Source organism: Ruegeria sp. AK11 (assembly GCF_056541095.1).
The window spans coordinates 69,310-89,443 of sequence record NZ_JBQFXU010000008.1 but is presented as its reverse complement, the minus strand read 5'-3'; the positions used below and the strand labels follow the sequence as shown (position 1 = coordinate 89,443).

General features: G+C 57.2%; 18 protein-coding genes. 11 read left to right on the top strand and 7 right to left on the bottom strand.

What is annotated here, in order from left to right; translation table 11 throughout:
• The first annotated feature begins 64 nt into the window (after nucleotides 1–64).
• The 4 genes from ACR0D9_RS16130 (at nucleotide 65) to ACR0D9_RS16115 (ending at nucleotide 3,355) form a co-directional block, all read left to right on the top strand.
• On the top strand, nucleotides 65–856 hold the full coding sequence (locus ACR0D9_RS16130) for a trypsin-like serine peptidase (protein ID WP_480483895.1): 792 nt from the start codon (nucleotides 65–67) through the stop codon (nucleotides 854–856).
• A complete protein-coding gene (locus ACR0D9_RS16125) occupies nucleotides 853–1,668 on the top strand; it encodes a trypsin-like serine peptidase (RefSeq protein ID WP_480483896.1) in 816 nt (271 codons plus the stop codon). Before ACR0D9_RS16130 ends, ACR0D9_RS16125 begins: the two co-directional genes overlap by 4 nt.
• A gap of 122 nt (nucleotides 1,669–1,790) precedes the next feature.
• A complete protein-coding gene (locus ACR0D9_RS16120) occupies nucleotides 1,791–2,258 on the top strand; it encodes an Hsp20 family protein (protein ID WP_209599221.1) in 468 nt (155 codons plus the stop codon).
• 170 nt (nucleotides 2,259–2,428) lie between these two features.
• Nucleotides 2,429–3,355, top strand: a complete 927-nt coding sequence (locus tag ACR0D9_RS16115) for a DMT family transporter (RefSeq protein ID WP_209507228.1) — start codon at nucleotides 2,429–2,431, stop codon at nucleotides 3,353–3,355.
• 167 nt (nucleotides 3,356–3,522) lie between these two features.
• Here the strand turns inward: ACR0D9_RS16115 and ACR0D9_RS16110 are convergent, their stop codons facing one another.
• Nucleotides 3,523–4,998, bottom strand: a complete 1,476-nt coding sequence (locus tag ACR0D9_RS16110; RefSeq protein WP_480539433.1) for an NAD-dependent succinate-semialdehyde dehydrogenase — start codon at nucleotides 4,996–4,998, stop codon at nucleotides 3,523–3,525.
• 285 nt (nucleotides 4,999–5,283) lie between these two features.
• Here ACR0D9_RS16110 and ACR0D9_RS16105 point away from each other — a divergent pair, with 285 nt between their 5' ends.
• The 7 genes from ACR0D9_RS16105 (at nucleotide 5,284) to ACR0D9_RS16075 (ending at nucleotide 12,802) form a co-directional block, all read left to right on the top strand.
• Nucleotides 5,284–6,363, top strand: coding sequence for a coiled-coil domain-containing protein (locus ACR0D9_RS16105; RefSeq protein ID WP_267365200.1), 1,080 nt, complete (start codon nucleotides 5,284–5,286; stop codon nucleotides 6,361–6,363).
• A 298-nt stretch (nucleotides 6,364–6,661) separates the two neighbouring features.
• The gene (locus tag ACR0D9_RS16100; RefSeq protein WP_480539431.1) at nucleotides 6,662–7,780 is read left to right on the top strand and encodes a hypothetical protein; all 1,119 of its coding nucleotides are present in this window, start codon (nucleotides 6,662–6,664) and stop codon (nucleotides 7,778–7,780) included.
• A 55-nt stretch (nucleotides 7,781–7,835) separates the two neighbouring features.
• Nucleotides 7,836–9,767: an AAA family ATPase gene (locus ACR0D9_RS16095; protein ID WP_480539429.1), complete on the top strand. Its 1,932-nt coding sequence runs from the start codon at nucleotides 7,836–7,838 to the stop codon at nucleotides 9,765–9,767.
• Between the two features lie 432 nt (nucleotides 9,768–10,199).
• Complete coding sequence (locus ACR0D9_RS16090; protein WP_480539427.1) at nucleotides 10,200–10,484, top strand: hypothetical protein; 285 nt, start codon at nucleotides 10,200–10,202, stop codon at nucleotides 10,482–10,484.
• 57 nt (nucleotides 10,485–10,541) lie between these two features.
• Nucleotides 10,542–11,879: a DUF6638 family protein gene (locus ACR0D9_RS16085; protein WP_480539425.1), complete on the top strand. Its 1,338-nt coding sequence runs from the start codon at nucleotides 10,542–10,544 to the stop codon at nucleotides 11,877–11,879.
• Nucleotide 11,880: 1 nt separating this feature from the next.
• Nucleotides 11,881–12,147 carry a hypothetical protein gene (locus ACR0D9_RS16080; protein ID WP_480483903.1) on the top strand — a complete coding sequence of 89 codons (267 nt, stop codon included), beginning with the start codon at nucleotides 11,881–11,883 and terminating at the stop codon, nucleotides 12,145–12,147.
• A gap of 10 nt (nucleotides 12,148–12,157) precedes the next feature.
• Nucleotides 12,158–12,802, top strand: coding sequence for a DUF1523 family protein (locus tag ACR0D9_RS16075; protein WP_480483904.1), 645 nt, complete (start codon nucleotides 12,158–12,160; stop codon nucleotides 12,800–12,802).
• Nucleotides 12,803–12,855: 53 nt separating this feature from the next.
• On the opposite strand, the gene ACR0D9_RS16070 is transcribed toward ACR0D9_RS16075, so the two are convergent.
• The 6 genes from ACR0D9_RS16070 to ACR0D9_RS16045 all read right to left on the bottom strand — a co-directional run bounded on the left by ACR0D9_RS16070 (nucleotide 12,856) and on the right by ACR0D9_RS16045 (nucleotide 20,094).
• Complete coding sequence (locus ACR0D9_RS16070) at nucleotides 12,856–13,950, bottom strand: flagellar basal body P-ring protein FlgI (protein ID WP_480483905.1); 1,095 nt, start codon at nucleotides 13,948–13,950, stop codon at nucleotides 12,856–12,858.
• Nucleotides 13,947–14,954 carry a flagellin gene (locus tag ACR0D9_RS16065; protein ID WP_480483906.1) on the bottom strand — a complete coding sequence of 336 codons (1,008 nt, stop codon included), beginning with the start codon at nucleotides 14,952–14,954 and terminating at the stop codon, nucleotides 13,947–13,949. Before ACR0D9_RS16065 ends, ACR0D9_RS16070 begins: the two co-directional genes overlap by 4 nt.
• 2 nt (nucleotides 14,955–14,956) lie before the next feature.
• On the bottom strand, nucleotides 14,957–16,408 hold the full coding sequence (gene flgK, locus ACR0D9_RS16060) for a flagellar hook-associated protein FlgK (protein WP_480483907.1): 1,452 nt from the start codon (nucleotides 16,406–16,408) through the stop codon (nucleotides 14,957–14,959).
• Between the two features lie 33 nt (nucleotides 16,409–16,441).
• Entirely contained in the window at nucleotides 16,442–17,737 is a 1,296-nt protein-coding gene (locus tag ACR0D9_RS16055) for a flagellar hook protein FlgE (RefSeq protein ID WP_267366907.1), read from the bottom strand.
• A gap of 91 nt (nucleotides 17,738–17,828) precedes the next feature.
• Entirely contained in the window at nucleotides 17,829–18,668 is an 840-nt protein-coding gene (locus ACR0D9_RS16050) for a flagellar motor protein MotB (protein ID WP_480483908.1), read from the bottom strand.
• A gap of 88 nt (nucleotides 18,669–18,756) precedes the next feature.
• Nucleotides 18,757–20,094, bottom strand: a complete 1,338-nt coding sequence (locus ACR0D9_RS16045; RefSeq protein ID WP_480539423.1) for a FliI/YscN family ATPase — start codon at nucleotides 20,092–20,094, stop codon at nucleotides 18,757–18,759.
• Between the last annotated feature and the right edge of the window lie 40 nt (nucleotides 20,095–20,134).

Genomic DNA, 20,134 nt, shown 5'->3' with positions numbered 1-20,134 from the left:
GCCCTATTTTTGCCCAACGTGACACGTAGGACAAAAGCTTCAGAGTGAGTCCCCGGAGACCCGAGTGCGCAAATGGATTAAGGCGATTGTTCTTTGTGCTTTGCCGATGGCGGCTACAGCACAGGACACCAGGCTGGAAAGCCTGGAGACCTCGGATTCCGGGCGCGAATGGATGGCTGTCGGTCGTCTGGATATTGCCGGAAAAGGGTTCTGCACCGGAACGCTTGTGTCGCCGACCCTTGTGCTGACAGCGGCGCACTGCCTGTTCGACAAGGTGTCCGGGCAGCGGGTGAACCCGTCCGATATCGAATTTCTGGCCGGGTGGCGGCTGGGCCGCGCTTTGGCTTATCGAACGGCAAGACAAGCTGTAATTCACCCGGATTATCAATTCAGTGCTGAGTCGTCGACGGACCGTGTCGGCGCAGATGTCGCCCTGATCGAGCTTTGGCAGCCGATCCGCAACACATCGGTCATTCCGTTTGAATCAGGAGATCAGCCGCGCCGGGGTGCGGAAGTAGGCGTGGTGTCATATGCACATGACCGGTCAGAAGCGCCTTCGTTGCAACAGGTTTGTTCGGTCATGAACCGGCAGGCAGGCGTTATGATCATGTCTTGCGACGTCGACTTCGGGTCTTCAGGAGCACCGGTTTTTTCTTTTACAGGCGCGCGCCCTCAGATCGTGTCGGTTGTGGCGGCAAAGGCCAGCATGGATGGCCAGAGCGTTGCGATCGGAACTGCGGTTGAACATTCGCTGCAATTGCTGCGAGACGAGCTGTCTGCCGGGCACGGATTTGGATTGTCGACCTCCGGTTCGGGGACGGGCAAGAACGTCGGTGCAAGGTTTATCCGGCCATGACCAAGGTCTTTCTAAGTCTGCTTTTGGGCCTGAGTGTTCTGGCGACCGCATCCCATGCGCAAGCCAACAAACGCAAGCTGACAGACCGGGACGACCTTTACGGTTGGGAAGCAATCGGGCGGCTGGATGTGCGCGAAGAGTCCTATTGCACAGGTACTCTGATCGCGCAGGACATGGTGCTGACCGCTGCCCATTGTGCTGTCGACCGCCGTACCGGGGAAACATACGCGCCCGAAGACATCACGTTTCGTGCGGGTCTGAGCAACGGCAGCGCGTTGGCCGAGCGTCAGATTACGCAAATTGCCGTTCTGCCCGGCTACGCTTCAAATAACCCGCTTTCGCACGAAGGCGTTCGGATGGATGTCGCCCTGATGCGGCTGAATGAGCCCATCCCGTATTCGATTGCCGATCCTTTCGTGTTGCACAGCGGGCGAGTTTCGGGAAACGAGATCAGCATAGCCTCGTATGGGCGCGGACGATCCGAGGCGATCACGCGGGAAAGGTCGTGCCGCGTATTGGATCGCAGGCAGGGCCTGATCACTTTTGATTGCGACGTCACCTTCGGGTCTTCCGGATCCGCCATTCTGGCAAAAAACGGCTCGCGCTGGCAGGTTTTGTCCGTGGTTTCAGCGGTAGGCACGAACGGTCGCAGAAAGGTGGGGTTCGGCATGGAGCTTGACGAGATAGTGGCCGAACTCAAGTCTATCATGCGGCGCGATGCGCCAAAACCAACGGCTACGATCCGCCGGTTACAGGCTGGGTCCGGCACGTCCGGGTCTGGTGCGAAATTCATCAGCTCCGGCGGGGGTTGAACTCGGTCAAATCGCTTCCCATGTCACTGATATCGGATCGCCACAACGGGGTCCGTCATTAACATTGGTCCGTCCAGCCGGAGGGCCAGATCGTGAATCGCTCAAGACTGAGGATATGACACATGCGTACATTTGATTTTGCACCGCTGCACCGCGCCACCATTGGCTTTGACCAGATCGCCGACATGATGGATCGCGTTCTGACCAATGATGTGGCACAGCCAAGCTATCCGCCCTACAACATCGAAAAAACCGATGTCGACACGTACCGTATCTCGGTGGCCGTCGCTGGTTTTTCGGAAAGCGACCTGTCCGTTGAAGTGAAAGAAAACTCGCTGGTTGTTGCCGGTAAGAAGGCATCCGAGGACAAGAGCCGCAGCTATCTGCATCGCGGCATCGCAACCCGCGCGTTCGAGCGTCGCTTTGCTCTGGCCGATCATGTCCGTGTCACCGGCGCAAGCCATGAAAACGGAATGCTGAACATCGACCTGAAGCGAGAAGTGCCCGAGGCCCTGAAACCGCGCCGGATCGAAATTACCTCGGCTAAAGCCATCGAAAAAGACGTGGTTGACGCCAAGGCCGTGAACTGAGGCTTTGAAAGCCTGGCGGCAGTCTCCTCCTCCCGGACTGCCGCAACACCCGCGCCCCGCGTTCCTCCAGACGCGGGGCGTTGTTTTTTGATGTCAGCGCCTATGCTCATCAATGCGTCGGCCCGGTAAACTCGGCTACACTCATCGCGAACCTGTGCTAGAACTTGCAGATGTCGACGACATCCACGCAGACCAGACCGGCTATTCCGCAACCGCTTGCGGTTGTTGGCGTTCTTTTTGCTTCAATCTGTTTCGGGCTTGTTCCCTATTTCAGCAGGGGGCTGACTGAGCAGGGCGTTGCACCTTTCGCGGTCGCATTCTATCGCTACATCGTTCCAGCGGTTTTGTTACTGCCAGTGCTCATCGTACACCGAAAAGCCTGGCGCGAGATTTGTTGGGGTCTTGCGGTCGGAGTGGTGATGGGGCTTGGCTGGATTGGATATGTCACAGCCTTAAAGACACTGCCCGCATCGACGGTGGGCGTGCTCTATATGACATATCCGGTTTTCACGTTGATCATTGCGTGGGCTTTGTTCGCAGATACTCCCACAAGGCGCGCGTTTCTTGCGTCTGGCCTCATCATTCTGGCTGCCATCATAGCAGGCTCGCCAGCATCCGTTCCGTTCGAGCACATTCCTACGCTTTTAATCTCGCTGGCTGCGCCATTTGGTTTTGGCTTCGGGATTTCTGTTTTGGTCCACAGGTTGTCCCGAATTGCGCCACTTGCACGTATCGCCTCGGTGTCGCTGGGATCGGTTCTTGGGCTTTTGCCTTTGATGCTGAGTGCAGACGTTTCCACGCTGCTTCCTGACGGTCAGTCCGATTGGGTTCTGATCATTGGAATTGGATTGGTCACGGCGCTTGTGCCGCAGCTTGTCTACACGATCTGTTCGCCGCTGATCGGCGCTTCTCAAACTGCAGTTGTCGGAAGCATTGAATTGCCCACGATGTTTGCAGTCGGGTTCTTTGCGTTTGGAGAAGCAATCACTACTGCGCAAGCCATAGCCTGTGCTTTGGTTTTAGGAGCGATTGCAATCACCAGAAGTCGGGTGACGCGCACCGTAACGACCGTGATAGCCAAAGAGGAGAAGACGTAAGTTTGGGATCGGATCGGGCCTATAGAAAAGTCCCCACGAAGCTTGCCCGCAGGGAATTCATGCTTGGTGAAATAAGGTCATTGCCCAGCCGTCACCGGCCCGTTTGACCGGAACAACGCTTCGCCTGTGGGCAGAATGGCCACCGCCCCAAGGCGATGGCCGCCAGATCAGACCGACATGCAGACGTATTTCATCTCAAGATAGTCTTCCATGCCGTGGTGGCTGCCTTCGCGACCCAGACCGGATTGCTTGACGCCGCCGAACGGGCCCAACTCGGTCGAGATGATGCCGGTGTTCACGCCGACAATGCCATATTCCAGCGCTTCGGCCACTTTGTAGACGCGGCTCAGATCTTTTGCATAGAAATACGAGGCCAGGCCAAAGATTGTGTCATTCGCCATTGCGATCACGTCATCTTCATCCTCGAACTTGAACAGCGGGGCCAGCGGGCCAAAGGTTTCGTCCTGCGCCACCATCATGTCCTGAGTCACTCCGGTCACGATGGTCGGCTGAAAGAACGTACCGCCCAGATCGTGAGGCAAGCCGCCGGTCAGAACGGCGCCGCCCTTGTCCGTAACATCCTTGATATGCTCTTCCACCTTGGCGACCGCATCGGCATTGATCAGCGGACCGGTTGTGGTGCCCTCGGCCAGACCGTCGCCGATTTTCAGGGCTTCGACCGCCGCTTTCAGTTTGGCAGCGAACGCGTCGTAAACACCGGCCTGTACATAGATGCGGTTGGCACAGACACAGGTCTGGCCGTTATTGCGGAATTTGCACAGCATCGCGCCTTCGACCGCAGCATCCAGATCCGCGTCATCAAACACGATAAAGGGTGCATTGCCGCCCAGTTCCATCGAACATTTCATGACCTGATCAGCAGCTTGCCGCAGCAGGATGCGCCCCACCTCGGTCGAGCCGGTAAAGGTCAGCTTGCGTACACCGGGGTTTTCGCAAAACTCCTTGCCGATCTCGCTGGCCTGGGAAGAAGGCACTACGTTGAACACGCCAGCTGGCACGCCGGCTTGTTCCGCCAGACGCGCCAGAACCAGCGCGGAAAGTGGCGTTTCTGCCGCCGGGCGGGCAACAAAAGCACACCCCGCCGCCAGCGCAGGTCCTGCTTTGCGAGTGATCATGGCGTTGGGAAAGTTCCAGGGTGTGATCGAGGCCGCTACACCAATGGGCTGTTTCAGCACCATGATCCGTTTGTCGCGCTGATGCCCCGGGATGGTCTCGCCATACACGCGCTTGGCCTCTTCCCCGAAAAATTCGATGAAGGAGGCACCATAGCCGACTTCGCCGATGGCCTCAGCCAGTGGTTTGCCCTGCTCCGCGGTCAGGATCTTGCCCAGATCTTCGGCGTTCTCCATCATCAGGTCGAACCAGCGCCGCAGGATCACCGCTCGTTCCTTGCCGGTCAACTTGGCCCATTCCTTTTGCGCGGCTTCGGCCTGTGCAATTGCTCCGGCGACTTGCGTTCGGCTGACATCGGCCACTTTGGCCACCACATCGCCCCGGGCCGGGTTGGTCACGTCGAAAGTTCCGTTGTCACCGTCCACCCACTGACCACCGATATAGGCTTTGGTTACAAGCAAGTCAGGATTCTTCAGAATTGATTTCAGATCGGTCGTTGCGTCCAGCATGTCATTCTCCGCGCAGAAGTTGAGTTGCCGCACCCAATCAGGTGTTGAGGGCTTTGTCTATGTCCACCGATGCGGGTCGATCAGCCCAGATTTGATCAAATTATTTTCAGGCCCAATCGTTGCAGCATAGTCGCAGCGTTGAGTTCTACGTCAGGTTGCGATCACGTGGCTTTCCTTTCCACCCCAAGTTTGCCAGAGTTTGCGTGATTTTTGGACTCAAGGGGATGTAAATGACCGTAACATTCCCTATCTTATTGGGTAATTAAAGAAAAAAGGACAGCAGAGATGTCGAACCAGCAATTCGAAGCGCTTATCAAAGAAACGCAAACGAAAGTGCGCGAAAGCCAGTCGCAGATTGAGGGGCTGACCTCACGGATCGAAGCGGCGCGGGCCAAGATTGGAACGGCCGAGGCCGATATCGACATCGAAAATGCCACGCTTGAGGATGTTCACGCCCATACTGAGGTGATGAACGCCAACATCGCCGAGCTGATCATGGGTCTGGACGATGTTACCAACGCGTTTTCCAAGGATTTCGACGAGATGCGCTCGAAAACCGGGTGGGAGTCGTTTGTCGGCATCTTTTCCAAGGGAAAATCCGAGTCGCTCCGGCAAGAGCGGATGCGAACGGCCAATATCGACGACAAATTGCAGGACCTGATCGCCAAATCCGATGTGATCGTGAAGCTGTTGCAAGGGCAGCTGACTGTGCTGGAAGAGCAACGCGTAAAGGTCGAGGATAACCTGACAGGCACGCTGGACGATCGCGAGGCAACCGTGGCCGAACTGGAAGCACTGCGGGCCGAGATCCAGGGCATGGACCCGGCGATTATCACGCTGGAAAACAAGATCAGTGTCGAACAGGACGCCGCCGCGCGCACCCAGCTGGAAACTCAGCTGGCCGAGCTGAACAAGCAATACAACGCCAAGGTTCAGGAAGAGCAGGTCAAGTTGGCCAAGTCTCAGACGCTGGAGCGTTATATCGAAAAGGGTAAGACCTGGGTCGATTCACTCCAGAACCAGGCGGCGACGCAGATGGTGCTGATCAACAAGCTGCAGACAGACACGCAACAACGCGTGGTGCTGTATGACGCCCTGACAAAATCGCTGAAAACCGCGCAGCAACAGGACGTGGCCCACCGCATCAACGAGATCGGCGTGCAGACGGACCAAGAGGCGCAGACGGCGATGGCCGCCATCGGCACCGCGACCAACCAGAAGATGGCCGACATGCTTGAGGCACACGAGGACCACATGGTCTTTGCTCGCGATGTGCTGGAGAAAAAGGCCAAGGCGGATGAACGCTTTGCCCGCCGGTTTGCCTCGATTGTCGAGAAGCATGATAAGAATTTGTATGGTGGGTAATGCTCAGAAACCCCGTAGTCAAATACATCGGAGTTTTGGCAGCATTAGTCTTGTCGCTTTACTTTGCTTACTTGGCGAAAGACCTTCCGGTGTTCCAACTTGAAGGTTCTGCCAAGTACCTTTGGTACATTCCCGCAGCGATATGGACGATAGGTTTTGCGTATCTGTTTGTGCAGACGTGGTTTGGGATAGTTTGGGTGTTTGTTACCATCCTAAAACTCTTGGACAGAATGACAGCTAGTTGGCCGCCGTCCTTAAGGAATTTGTTTGGCATCCAAGACTTTGGATCTAAAAGAAAATGACTAACCCCACCCAAGACCATGTCGGCCTGACCGACACCTTCGCCTCGCGCCGCTATTTCCGCAAATTCGAGGTGATCACCGTCCACCTCCTGCGCGTGGCGGCGACGATGGAGGCCGAGGGCGCGATCAGCAAGCAAGAGGTGCGGATCGTGTCACGCTACCTCTCGGGGCTGCTCTACACCTTTCGCGCGCTTAGCATGAAATACCTGCTGGTTGGGCGCGATACGGGGCGGTTCTTTGGCAGCCTCGCCATGGACAAGCGCGACAGCGGCTTTCCGGTGGCGGCCGAGTTGTTGACCATGGCCAATGACGCGCAGCAGGCGCAGGTGCATCTGGCGAATATGCCCTCGGAAGATGACCTGAAAACCGACATGATCCGCACGATCATCGGTGATCGGGAGATCCCCACCAAGCTGCAATTTGCGCTGTCGCAAAGGCTCTATTACGAAGAGTTGCTTATGGGTCAGCTGTTCTGGGCGCGCAACGATCCCGAATGTCACTGGATAGGGAATGAGGGAGAGCGGCGCAAGTTCATGATCCACTGGGCGGTCTATGACAGTCTGGTCAACCTGCCCGTCATCTATCTGATGCAGCTGGAGGACACAGGCAAAACCGCCCTGCCCAAGGACCAACGCCGCTGGCCCGAAGTGCAGGCCCATCTGATGGCGCAATCCTTGGGCGGGCTGAAACTGGTGACCATCGCCAAGGGCTTTGATCAGGATTTCGATGACCTGCACCCCAAACACCTGCGTCGAATCCATGTGGGGCCGATGTATTCCTCGGCCTATACCGAACAATCCGGCCCTTTGCGGCAGGTGTTGGAGGATGCGCAATCGCCTCAAGGGCAGGATTGGGCGCTGGCCTGGACCACCGAAGAGCTGCACAGCGAAGAGGTCATCGAGGAGCGCGCCGGCTGGTTTTCAACTGTCGAGCGCGAGGTCTTTGCGCTGGATCCTTTCGGCGGGCAGGGGGCCGAGACCGGGGCCACCCGCACCCAACGCTCGATCATCCTGCCGCAGCGCCCGTTTCAGGTGCTGGCTGAACGCAACCCGCCGGGCTTTGCAGATGTGCGCAAGTTCGTCGTCAGCAATGCGGGGCAGGTTTTGAGGTACTAATTTTCGCCTTCGGCGAGAGTATTTTAGAAAAGATGAAGCAAGGGCGGTTTTTGAGATGAGTTTGACGTCAGATCAGATGGAATTGCGCGAAGACGACATTCGCAAGCATTATCCGGCAGCAACCGCTTTGCTGAACGGGTTCGAACACGCGCCGCGGATTGCCAAAGCCGTGGAAACCACCGTTGAACGCTCACCAGGTGTTTCGACTGGTCGGCGGTTTCGCTCGACGACACCGGGGTTGGTGACACGCCGGACCGTGCGCGCAGACGGGGTGCATCTGGTAGAGAGGATCGAAGCCTCGGACGATGGTGACGCCTTGGTTTCGCCGCCGCAGGCAACTGCACAACAGGCGATCCGCCGCGCCATCGCAATCGCTTTGGCCGTGGCCGACACTTATGCGGAACAGACCCCGCTTGCCGATCTGAAACGCGCGAACCTTGCCGGGGATCTGCCTACCGCGCGGAAGACCGAGTTTTCAGAGGTTCTGACAGCCGAAGCGCTGATCACGATGCACACGTTCGGCAATGCGCTGGCCTATCTGTTGTCCTCGCATCTGGGTGAGACCACGGTTGATATTGGTGAGATCGAAGAGGTCCTGACAGACAACGGCCAACTTGCCCTGCACGGCGCGTTGTGGGAACTGGACCAGACGCTGGCCAAATACGCCTCGGACGATGCCCACCTGATCGCCGCCACCAGTGCCTATGCCGAGCAACTGATGGAGAAGTCAGCCCTGCGCGCAGGGTCCGCAGGTTACCTGGCCCCGTTCCAGAACGCAGCCTGGCATATCGAGGCCGACGATCTGACGATCCGGGGGTTCGAGCCGGCCTCCAAGGCCAAATCCACCACCTTGACCATGACGTTCAAGAAGCCGAACGAAGTGGTCGGCAACCATATCGCCAAATATCAGGCGATGAAGCTGGCCAAGATGGTGATGGCCTATGATTTCGACCGCCGCCTGAACCCGTTTGCGGAACTTGGCGGGTTCATCTTTACCTTCATGGGTGACGGAAAGCCGGGCACCGGTAAGACCACGCTGATCCAGATGATGGCCGGGCTGATCAACGAGTATTGCCAGAACGCAGGCTATCCGTTCCGCTATCAGAACCTGAGCACCGACAATATCGACAGCTATCAGGGCAAATCCGGCCAGAACGCCAAGGCGTTTATCAACACGATCATCGACCCCTCGGTCATCGGCTTCGGCACCATCGACGATATCGACCAGTTGGCGGGCAAGCGCGGCGACCGGCAGTCCTCGGCCGGGCAGTTGGAAATCACCGCTGTGCTGATGGAGAGCTTTGCCGGTGCCAACACCGTCGTGCGCGGCAACTGCACCTTTGGCATGTTCTCGAACTACCCCGAGAATGTGGACGACGCCCTGCGCCAGCGGGCGGGAGCGCGGTTTCTGGTGGACGGGCCGCAAACGCGTGAGGACTACATCGACATCTTGCACCTGTTGATGGGCCGCAGCCACGACATTCCGCTGGGCGAACACGAGGCCTATGCCGCGCAGGAAATCAAGAAGGCCGTTGCCGCCAGCTTCGAAAGCCACGCCCGCCCGCATGAGGACGCGCTGTTGCAGGTCTATGACCGGGTGTCCGGTGAGATCGGCCAGATGGACACGATCGCCAAGCTGGGCACATACCTCAAGGCGATCCAGCAGGCGGATGAGCGTTTTACCGGGCGGGCGATCAAGAACATCACCGACGCGGTCAAGGTCCGCGCGATGGATTTCGAACTACCCGACGAGTGGATGGAAAACCCCGACCTGTTCCTGTTCCGCGACTATGACACCAAGAAGGCCATGATCGAGGACCTGCGCCAGCCAATCACGGTCGAGATGGTGATCCAGGAGATCAACCGCTATGCCGACAGCGAGTTCCGCTATGCCGACAAGAGCGACGAGGTCGCGATCGAGAACGCGGTGCGTGAGATGGGTCGGATGGAAGAGGCCAAGCGGCGGCATCTGGAGGGGAAGGGGTGAGTGTCGAATGGGTACTTTTGATCGTAACGAGCACCGTTTTGCTCGTAGACGTAGTCGTTTTGCGGCTGGGTTTTCCTATGGAGAATAAGCACTTCAGGCTATTCCGTTTTTTGATGTGGTATAGTGCTGTTTCGTTGGCACTTATGATTTTACTTCTTATTGTTTGGGCGATGTTCGCGCAAAACCTTGATGGTAAAACGGTCAAAAAAATTTGGGATACCGTAGTGCCCATCCATTCATTTTTCTCGCTTTTCTACGCAGTGTATCTTGAATGGTTCTCTGATTGTTTCCGCTCAAGGAGTGAATCATGATGACTGAGAACATTGGGGTAATCGCGACGCAGCCGCGACGCGCCCGACCCGCCCCCCAGGGCGGGCGCGTTCCGCACCCACCCTCGGGCCGGGCGCATCGCCACCGTTGTACGGGAGAGGAATGTTTCATTTGAAAGCCAAAGGATTGAAGCGGGTCATTTTTATTCTGGCGATTCCGTTGTTGGGCGCCTGGCTCATTACCTTTGCCGAGTTCGGAGCGGTATGGCCGATTTCTACCAATCCAATCGCGGAGGGTGGTGAAACACCCTGGCGTTTATTTAGAAAGACCTTTTTCGGTCTGGCTGTTGCCGCCTTCGCCATTGTGGATTTACCTGAAATTCTGGGCTGGAGTATCCGTGAAAAGCGATTCAATTCCCACTCTCGCGGAGACAGTGAAAATGACTGATTCTCCGAATTGCGGCGTTGGTTTTGGGGAGCGCATTCAACATGCGCAAGCGTTCCCATGATCCGCCTCATCAAAAAAGGCCTGATGTTTGGCAACCTCGTCCACATCTCCAGCCCGGCTCTGGTCGAGCGGTATAACCGTGCGCTGCGGCATCTGGCGGGCAAGACCACTCAGCTTTCGGATTTCCATGTCGATATCTCGGGCTATTCGCCGGAGGTGGGGATTGAGCTGGAGGATGAGCTCTACCTCAACCCCAATGGGGTCAACCGGCAGTTCATCCTGCTGACGACCGAGCAGAAACGCGCGCCTTTGCTGAACGTCAAGTTCTCGACCTCGCGCGATATCCTGCGCGAGTTCATCGAGATGAACGAGGCGCAGCTGTTTGCCCTGACCGCCACCGATGCCGTGGCCGGAGAGTTGGTGAACTCGGTCTTCAAACTCAGCAGTCCCCACGATCTGTTCAATCTGCGCAAGATCGAGATTGAGGCCGACACCGCAGGCGGCACCTTGCGTAAGGCGCAGCAGCTGGCGGGCATGGTCGAACAGTTCAAAACCGCCGAGGACGCCTGGTTCGACGATGTGCTGATCGCCAGGATGATCGAGACCGCCACGGAGACCGGCGACGTTACGCGCAACCCCGTCCATCTGCGTCACACGGATTTTGAGCAACGCAACTTCTGGACGGCGCATTTTGGCGGGCTGTACCTGTTCCCGGACCTGGATCACCCGGCGGCGATCTGTATGGGTGACAGGCCTGACGATTTGCCGATCAAATACGTTTTTGACCCGTTGCAGCGGAACCAGATTGCCAAGTTTCTGGATTACAATGATCTGGTCGAACCCATCGTCAAGGCGCGCGGTGTAGACGCTGCCGCAATCCTGCAGCAGAAGATGGATTTCCTGACTGTCGATGCGGCGGCGGATGCGGATGTCGACCTGACCGGGCTGGACCGAAGCGATATGCGGCGGTTGGCGCGCACTCACTCGGATGGCTTGCCCGAAGCCTATCACGGCCTTGCGCAACTGTTGCGCTGGGCAAGCGACGGGGGGCCGTGGCCGCGTATCACGTCGGATCATCCGGCTTATTTCTACACTTTGCGCGCCGCTGACACGCCGAACCGTGATCTGGTGAACATGCTGCTGGCCGAACTGGCCCCGCTGGACCCGCGCCAGATGTTCATTTGCCACAAAGAGCTGTTCTATAGCACCTATTCCAGATGGCCCGAGAGCAAGAAAGCCTATGTTGCCGACTTCCTCGCGCGCGAGTATCAGGTGGACAAGCAAGGGGCCCGTGCCGCGCTGTTCGGCCATGAGCCGGATATGAGCGGAGAAGACCGGGTCAGCGATGACATAATCGCGCGTGTTGGTCCGTGGGGTTCGGTAAGGAAAGGCTGAAATGTTCGGGTTATTGCGCCTTTTGCTGATCTTGTTGGTGATCCAGTCGATCGCCTATGTCGCGCTGTCTTTCTACTCGCGCGGGATACGCCGTCGCAAACTGGAAAGCTGGTGGGATGAGAAGGGCAAGACAGGCAACAAGGACGCTTTTGTCGAACGCGGATTGCATGTGTATGACAATTCGTTCCGGCGCAAACTGATCCTGGGTGTCTATATTGTGCCATGGGTGGCGATTGGCGCACTGATCTACATCGTGAATTACATGTGAGGGTTTAGGCATGGCCTATGTGAAATGGGCGTTCATCATCATCTTCTGGGGAACGATCGCCGTGATCCTGCAATACTCGCTGCCGCAACATGATGTTGTGCGTATCGTAAACACCTACGAAGAGCGGCAGGATCTGAACGACTGGACACGGATTTTCTGGTCCGAACCCGAAGACCAATCCACCAGCCTGTCCAACCGGGATGTGCAATTCATTCAGGCTGTGCGCGAAAATGGCAAGCCGATCGTGTACCGAAACGAAGACACCGGGTGGGGGTGGCCACCCTACTTCAAGTTCGACACGGCGAACCTTTACACCGAAGCCAATGATGCGAAATCGACCAAGGAAAACCCGAAATGGGTGGTCGTGACCCATTACGGGTGGCGCAACGAGTTCATGTCGATCTTTCCCAACGCCATTTTCATCAAACATGTGGACGGGCCGGATGTGCAGGTTATTCCCTGGTTCAACATCATTTTCCTGACAATTTTCGCCGCGCTGGTCTGGGCGGTTTGGGTGCGCTGGCGCAGGTTCCGAAAGGCCCGAATTGATCCGATGATCGAGAATGTGGAAGACGGCTTTTATGCGGCCGGTGACGCGATTGAAGAACGCCGAAACAGATTTCAGCGCTGGCTGGACAGCTGGAAATCGAAATAGGCCTTAACGTCACGGGCGTGTTTGTGGCACACCCGTTGGACCAAAGATATCGGCTACCTGACAACAAATTCTGCGTGCAAGGCGCCCGCCGCTTTGATGGTTTTCAAGATATCGATCATATCCTGGGGCGATACCCCCAGCGCATTTAGACCTGCGACAACCTCGGACAGGGTCGTAGCTTCGGGGATTTCGGCAAGGCCGGTTCCTTCTTCCTCTTCGATCCCTGCAATAGTGCGCGGAACGACCACTGTTTCGCCCCTGGCAAACGGATTGGGTTGCACGGCAATCGGTGCTTCCTGAACTGTCAGGGTCAGATTACCCTGAGAGACAGCCACACGCGATATCCGGACTTCCTGCCCCATTACGATGGTGCCAGAGCGCTGATCGACCACCACACGCGCCTTTGCTTCCGGCTCGACCAGAATATTCTCGATACGCCCAATGGCATGGGCCGTCGACACTGCCTGAGTTGCAGCAATGTTGAGTTCAACCGTGCCTGAATCGCGCATGATTGCTACAGCTCTGTTGAACTCGGTGTTTATGGCGAATTCGATACGCGCGGCCGTGGTGAAATCGGGTTCTCTCAACGCAAGGCGCATTTGGGTTAAAGTTGACAAGTCGAACTCAATTTCACGCTCAACACGCGCGCCGGACGGGATTACACCCGAGGTTGGCACCCCACGCACGACCGACGCAGCCTCTCCTTCAGCGGAAACGCCACCTGCAAGGATTGTGCCTTGTGCAACCGCATAGATTTGCCCGTCTGCTGCGTTTAGTGGGGTCATAACCAGTGTCCCACCCAACAGACTGTTTGAATCGCCTATCGCCGAAACCGTTACATCAATTTGGCCGCCGACTCTGGCGAAAGGCGGCAGACTGGCTGTCACCAAAACCGCTGCCACATTCTTGGGCCGGAAATCCTCGCCCGTTACGTTGACACCCAAACGCTCCAAGATGTTGGACATGATCTCTTCGGTGAAAGGAGAGTTGCGCAATCCGTCGCCGGTTCCGTTCAAACCGACAACCAGGCCATAACCCACAAGATCATTACCCCGTACACCGTCGAAATCGACAAGGTCCTTGAGGCGGATTGCCCCCGCCCAGGCTATACCGGGAACAAGGATCAGGAGAAGTATCAGCGCCCTCATCTCAGGAAATTCACCAGCGAAAGGTTCGCATTGCGAACGGTTACCGAATAGAGGCTTTCCAACTGAAACTGCACCGTTTGCAATTTCGCCGCTGTTTCATAAGGATCTGCTGCGATCAGCTCGTTCCGGCTGAATTCCAGACTGGTTCGGGCCATCGAATTTCGCGTGGCGGCCTGTTCGATGCGGCCCTCGGCGCTGCCGACCTGGGCCCGCAAGTTTACTGTGGCATCCTGTGCGTTGGCCAGATCGACGCCCAGCTGGGTGAACAGGGCGGTGCGCTGGTCGGAAGAAAGAGCCAACGTATTGTCGGTGGCTAATGCCGCTGTTGCAACATCCCTTAGGGCCGCCTTGAATGCCGGGTCGGTTGCCGTGAGTGGCAGCGTAACGCTTTCATTTTCCGAGATCTGCATAGGAGAGAGTGTGGTGCTCGCACCCTGATAAATCATGGCGTCAAACCCGGCAGGGCTATTGAACCATGTGTCGGCAGCCAAGCGTATGTCGGCGACGGTCACAGCCCCCGTCAGTTGTGTCTTCAACGCAGCCAACAGCGTGTCAGTCGAGGGCAGTGGCGAGACATCCGTGGCTGTACCCGAAAACAGACTGCGCCCACCAACTCGCGTGTTGAGCGCCGATACCATCGTGTCGAGCTCATTCCTGGCATGATCTGACGCCTGCGCATGATTTACCGGCTGATTGGCCGTTCCGTAGGCCAACAGAGACGCGGTTATTTCGCCAACCGAATCTCCAAATGTCTTCAGGCTCAACTGCATGGCATCCGTGAACAGGGCCGCTTCGGCTGTGGCGATGCCAAAGGCGTCGAGTCTGGCAAGCGAACGGTCCAGGTCCAGGATCTGAGAGTAATCTCCGCCAAGTCGGCCGGATATGTCCTGCACTTTGCCGGTGGACATCTCGTAAGAGAGAGTTTCGATCTGTGTTTTGATTTCAGTGGCGCGGGTGCGAAGGGTCATACCGCGCGCCAGATCGCCGATAGCAGTCAAGTTCATGCTCATAACCTCAGAAGCGTTTCCATAAGCTCATCGACGACCGAAATGACACGCGCGTTTGCTGCGTATGTCTGTTCGATCTGCATGAGGCGCTGTAATTCCTGATCCGTATCGACGCCTTGTTCGGCCTCAATCTGTGACATTTGTTGTTGGCTGTTGCTGGCAAAAACCTTCCGCTGCTCTGCAGCGTGGGATTGCGCCCCGGCTTTCGACATAAGCGCCTCGGTCAACTCGGCGGCGCGCATGTTTCCAGTGCCAAACAGCCCGCCAGGTACGGTGCGCGCATCATTCAGAATGGCACCGAAAGCACGCAGTTGCGACGCTTGTCCGGGATCGCCCGGCGTTGCGGCACCCAGCCCGGCGCGGAGCTTCCAGCTGTTCCCGCCGTTGTCGGGGTCCGCAACCGAATTCATCGAAATGCGCGATGACAGCCCGACAAAGGTTGTCGGGTCGAACCGATTTCCGTTGTCTGTGAACAGACCGGGATCTGTCGCAAGTGCCGTGGGATCCAAGCCCGGCGTTTCAAATCGTTCGATAAGATCGCGGGCAACGGTATCAAGCTGCAGCTGCGCCTCAACCGCCAATTCATCGCGAATTGAAAACTGGGCCATCAACGCGCCGCCACGGATTTGCGCAGTGTCCCCGCTGGTGCGTACCGGGTTGCCGTTCATAGCCAATCCGGACAGGAGACCATTTGCAACCGTCATGTGGGGTTTCGTCTCACCGGTCGTGGAAAAGGTGAACTCGGACGCCTTACCTTCAAGAAGTATCAACCCGCCGTCTGAATAGAGCGATACCTGATCGTTGGCACGTGGCACAACGTTGACCGGGATCAAAGTATTGACCTGATCGATCAGGACTTGCCGTTGATCCAGCAAGGCCCCGATATCGCCGCCGGAATTTTGAATGGCCGGAATCTTTGCGTTCAGAACTTCGATGTCTTTCAGAACCAGGTTCAGGCTTTCGATCTGATCGCCTATCTTGCGGTCCGCGTCCGAGCGTGCCTGTCGCACACCCTCAGAAGCCGCGTTAAGCTCTGCCGTAAGGTCGCGCGCCGCGCGCGCCACTTGATCAAGTCTTTCGATCGAGTCGGGTAGACTGGCTGCGGTGATGAAGCTGTTTTCCAAGGCAGACATACGGCTGGCAAGGGATGGCGTGCTGTCTGCTGTTCCTACAAGGTTTTCGAACCGTGAGCGGAAATCCGAAATGGAGGATTGAAAGGCAAGCTCGGCGTCTGACGACCGTCTGTTGGCCGTCAGAACCGGGTCCTGATGCCGGATTACCCCAACCGCACGCACGCCATTGCCAGATATGGGACTTGTCGCCAGTTCAAGGGACCTGCGCGCATAGCCCGGTGTCAGGGCATTCGCGATATTCCCCGAGACCACAGCCGCCCCGCGACTGGCCGCTGTCAGCCCACCCAATGCGTTATTGAGTGCCGTCGACATATTCATGAGGCCGCTCCTTTCCTTTGGTCAGCGCCTGGATCAGCGCTTCAAGTTGGTCGTTTCCTGAAGCATCTCGTCCACCGTCTGGATCACCGTGGCACTGGATGAATAGGCGCGTTGTGTCTGGATCAGAGATGTCAGCTCGGTTGCCACATCCGTGGTGGATTCTTCGCGTGCGAAGGAAACGATATCACCGGTTGGGCCTTCGCCCGCGTTCCACAGAAAGAACGTGCCGCTTTCGCGGGAAGGCGCGTAGGTTTGACTGTCCAGCGCTGTCAGGCCGTTGGGATTGGGAACATCGGCCAGCGGGATCTGGAACATTCGGCGGCTGACACCGGTATCGTAGAATGCATAGACATAGCCACTTTCATCGACCTGAACGCTGGTCATCGTACCAACGGCAGATCCATCGCGCGTGATTGAAACCGGAGCAAATGTATCGGATAGCTGAGTAATGCCATCGGAATCGCCGATCAGTCCGATATTGACCTCCATCGGGCCGCCAGCGACATTGACCATGACACTGCCGGTTACTGGATCGTAAGCGCCACCGGATACAGGAGTGACGCTGGCCAGCGTACCACCAGCCGTTCGATTATCGGTAAAGGTCAAAGTGTACTCCCCGATAATCGCGCCACCGGATGCTGAATCGCGCAGAACCATGGTCCATTCATTGCTGCTGCCAGTTGCGGGAACGGTCGGGATCAGCTGAATATCAATACTTTCGGATTTCCCGAGATTGTCGAAATACTCGACCGATAAAGGCTGTGTGTCGCCCGGCGCACCCGCATCTGTTGCCGTTGCGGGAAGGTTCATACGCAGGTTCATCTTTGTTGTCGGGGCACCGGACAACTGGTTGACGCTCAACTGAATTGGTTCAAGCGCGGCGGGCGTGTCGCGTGGAACGGGCGGGATGGACCCGTCTGCCGCAGCACGCCATCCCAAAAGAACAAGGCCGGATTCGGTCACCAGATATCCTTCGTCGTTAGTCCGGAAGGAACCTGTGGTCGTCAGCAACATCTCGTTCGAATTTGCGCCGACCTGCGAGCTGGATCGTACCGGCAACATGCCGCGTCCGCGCACTGCAAGATCGGTAGAGTTGCTGGTGGTCACCAGTGATCCGCGCTGATCAATCATGCGCTGGCTGGTCGTGCGCACGCCCCCTGCCGAGTAACTGCCACCCTGGCCAGACGTGACCATCGAATGAAAGTCAGTTTCCACTCGTTTGTATCCGTAGGTCGAAGAGTTTGCGATGTTGTCGGAAATCGTTGCCAACCTGTTGGCGTTGGCCTTCAACGCCGCCACACCGGCATTCAGCGAAGAGGAAATTGTCATTGGCGCGCCCTTCTGTTGCGTCAAGCTTCGATGCAACAGGTAACGCGCTGCCCCTTAACAGCGCGCTAACAGGTAAAATGCGTTCTATCCTTTAGGGTCGCCGCAGAAATATCACTTCGATTCTGTTGTTCCGAACCGCCATCGGATTGTCGGTGAAGAGTTTTCGGTCAGCATGACCTGTGACGCGATCCATCCGGCTTGCCGCTACGCCTTTGTCCTGTAACAGCTGGCGGACTGATTGCGCCCGGGCAGTGGACAGTTCCCAGGCGGTATTGCGAACCTGCACAACAGGAGATGCGCTGACATGGCCTGTGACAGCAATCGGGTTGGTCACGAGATCCGAAGAACGCGCTATGATCAAAGCAAGCGCCCGCAAGATCCCGGTTGGTTTCCCTGAACCGGGGTCGAACAGTGGCTGGGTGTCCGTATCGAATAGCTCAACAACGAATCCTTCGTCGGTGACGCGTGTCACGATATGCCTGAGAAGCTTGTCCGACACCTCGCTTTCACCGGTTCGCCCCAAAAGCTGAGCTTCAAGCGTCGAGAAGTCTTCGGTGTCACCTTTGCCACCACCGATGGCATCCAAACCGGTTGACCCGCGTGCCTGACGGGATTCAGTTGCGTGTTTGGTGCTGGCCCCGGCACCATCCCGCAGCAATGTCTTTTCCGACAACATGCTGTCGCCGCCAAAAGCACCGTCTCCGCCGCCGGATTCGGGGCTCAGGGGGATTGTCGGGGCGAAGTAATCCGCCAACCCTTTGCGTTGCTGTTCAGTTGTCGCGTTCAGCAGCCACATCAACATGAAGAAGGCCATCATGGCCGTGACAAAGTCGGCATATGCAACTTTCCACGCACCGCCGTGGTGACCATCACCACCCGACACACGCTTCTTCTTGATGATGATTGGCGCCGCATTGGTCTGCGCACCCATCTCCACCACCTATATTATCACCCGACTTTTTGCCTAGCAGCGCAGGTCTTAAGGTGGCCTTAATACTTAAAACTGTTTGGAATTCTGCCTAGCGTGGCAAGCTGATCGATGCACGACGCAGTATCAATGACAAGCGGTTAAAGCTGTTTTCGATTCCCTCAGCTTCCGGTTTGGCAAAAAAGGCGTCCAATTCCTCGTGAACGCGAACGGCCTGATCCAGCAGCGGATCAGACCCTTCGGCGTATAGCCCGGCCTTGATCATCACTTCGGACTGCTCGTAACTGCCCACGAGTTTTCGGGTTTCTGTGATCATCTGGTTCTCGGCCTCGGATGCGGCTCCCGGCAGGCTCCGCGACACAGATCTGCTGACGTCAATGGCCGGGAAACGCCCCCGTTCGGCGATGTCGCGGCTGAGTACAATGTGCCCGTCCAAAACGCCGCGCAGAATGTCAGCGATGGGTTCATCCATGTCCGAGCCGGCCACCAAAACGCTGAATACCGCGGTAATATCCCCCTGTTCCTGCGTTCCGGGACCTGCGCGTTCGCAAAGACTGGCGATCAGGGGGGTGACAGAGGGTGGATATCCCCGCAAAGACAGGGATTCCCCCATAGAAACAGCGATTTCACGATGCGCCTCGGCGAAGCGGGTCACGGAATCAGCCAGAAAAAGAACGTTCAAACCCAGATCCCGCAGATACTCGGCTGTCGACATGGCCGACCAGGCACACCGCCTGCGCGCCAATGCCGACTGGTCAGAGGTGGCGGCCACCACGATTGTGCGTTTCATGGCTTCGGGGCCAATGGCCTGCGCGACAAATTCATTCACCTCGCGTCCGCGCTCGCCAATCAGAGCGACTACGACGACATCGGCCTGCATGGACCGGGCCAGTGTGGAAAGCAGGGTCGACTTACCGACACCCGACCCGGCAAACAACCCCACCCGCTGCCCGCGTACGACGGGCAACACAGTGTTGAGAACCGACAAGCCGGTGGCCATCCTCTGCCCCAAAGGTTTGCGTGCCACGGCTGGTGGAGGGGCCTGCATGATATCGCGCGTCTGCGATCCGCTCAGCAACGGTTTTCCATCCAAGGGTCTGCCAAAGGGGTCGATTACCCGTCCAAGCCAGTGCAATCCTGGTGCAAAATCTGGTGATGGGTCAAGGTAGACGCGATCCCCCAGGCTCACGCCGTCGGGCGCCGCATTGGGAAGCATTTTGATATGGCCAGCACTGACATGAAGCACCTCGCCCGCAAGATCGGACCCGACGCGCCGCCGCAATGTCAGCAAATCCCCGACCCGGGCATGCGTGTTCAAACCACCGATTTCGATCAGACCCTGTGCGACGCCGGTAACCAGCCCCACGTGACGGACTGCGGTCATCCTGTCGAGTTCGTGTTTCAGAAGTACCGGGTCGAGATCAGACATCGTGGAGTCTCCAACTGAGTTCTGAAAACGGTTTCTAAAG

Coding starts and splice junctions, on each gene's coding strand:
- ACR0D9_RS16110 (WP_480539433.1), bottom strand. CDS start 4,998: ATGCTGGACGCAACGACCGATCTGAAATCAATTCTGAAGAATCCTGAC.
- ACR0D9_RS16100 (WP_480539431.1), top strand. CDS start 6,662: ATGACTAACCCCACCCAAGACCATGTCGGCCTGACCGACACCTTCGCC.
- ACR0D9_RS16065 (WP_480483906.1), bottom strand. CDS start 14,954: ATGAACTTGACTGCTATCGGCGATCTGGCGCGCGGTATGACCCTTCGC.
- ACR0D9_RS16105 (WP_267365200.1), top strand. CDS start 5,284: ATGTCGAACCAGCAATTCGAAGCGCTTATCAAAGAAACGCAAACGAAA.
- flgK (WP_480483907.1), bottom strand. CDS start 16,408: ATGAATATGTCGACGGCACTCAATAACGCATTGGGTGGGCTGACAGCG.
- ACR0D9_RS16095 (WP_480539429.1), top strand. CDS start 7,836: ATGAGTTTGACGTCAGATCAGATGGAATTGCGCGAAGACGACATTCGC.
- ACR0D9_RS16085 (WP_480539425.1), top strand. CDS start 10,542: ATGATCCGCCTCATCAAAAAAGGCCTGATGTTTGGCAACCTCGTCCAC.
- ACR0D9_RS16070 (WP_480483905.1), bottom strand. CDS start 13,950: ATGAGGGCGCTGATACTTCTCCTGATCCTTGTTCCCGGTATAGCCTGG.
- ACR0D9_RS16125 (WP_480483896.1), top strand. CDS start 853: ATGACCAAGGTCTTTCTAAGTCTGCTTTTGGGCCTGAGTGTTCTGGCG.
- ACR0D9_RS16090 (WP_480539427.1), top strand. CDS start 10,200: ATGTTTCATTTGAAAGCCAAAGGATTGAAGCGGGTCATTTTTATTCTG.
- ACR0D9_RS16050 (WP_480483908.1), bottom strand. CDS start 18,668: ATGGGTGCGCAGACCAATGCGGCGCCAATCATCATCAAGAAGAAGCGT.
- ACR0D9_RS16080 (WP_480483903.1), top strand. CDS start 11,881: ATGTTCGGGTTATTGCGCCTTTTGCTGATCTTGTTGGTGATCCAGTCG.
- ACR0D9_RS16045 (WP_480539423.1), bottom strand. CDS start 20,094: ATGTCTGATCTCGACCCGGTACTTCTGAAACACGAACTCGACAGGATG.
- ACR0D9_RS16055 (WP_267366907.1), bottom strand. CDS start 17,737: ATGACAATTTCCTCTTCGCTGAATGCCGGTGTGGCGGCGTTGAAGGCC.
- ACR0D9_RS16120 (WP_209599221.1), top strand. CDS start 1,791: ATGCGTACATTTGATTTTGCACCGCTGCACCGCGCCACCATTGGCTTT.
- ACR0D9_RS16115 (WP_209507228.1), top strand. CDS start 2,429: ATGTCGACGACATCCACGCAGACCAGACCGGCTATTCCGCAACCGCTT.
- ACR0D9_RS16075 (WP_480483904.1), top strand. CDS start 12,158: ATGGCCTATGTGAAATGGGCGTTCATCATCATCTTCTGGGGAACGATC.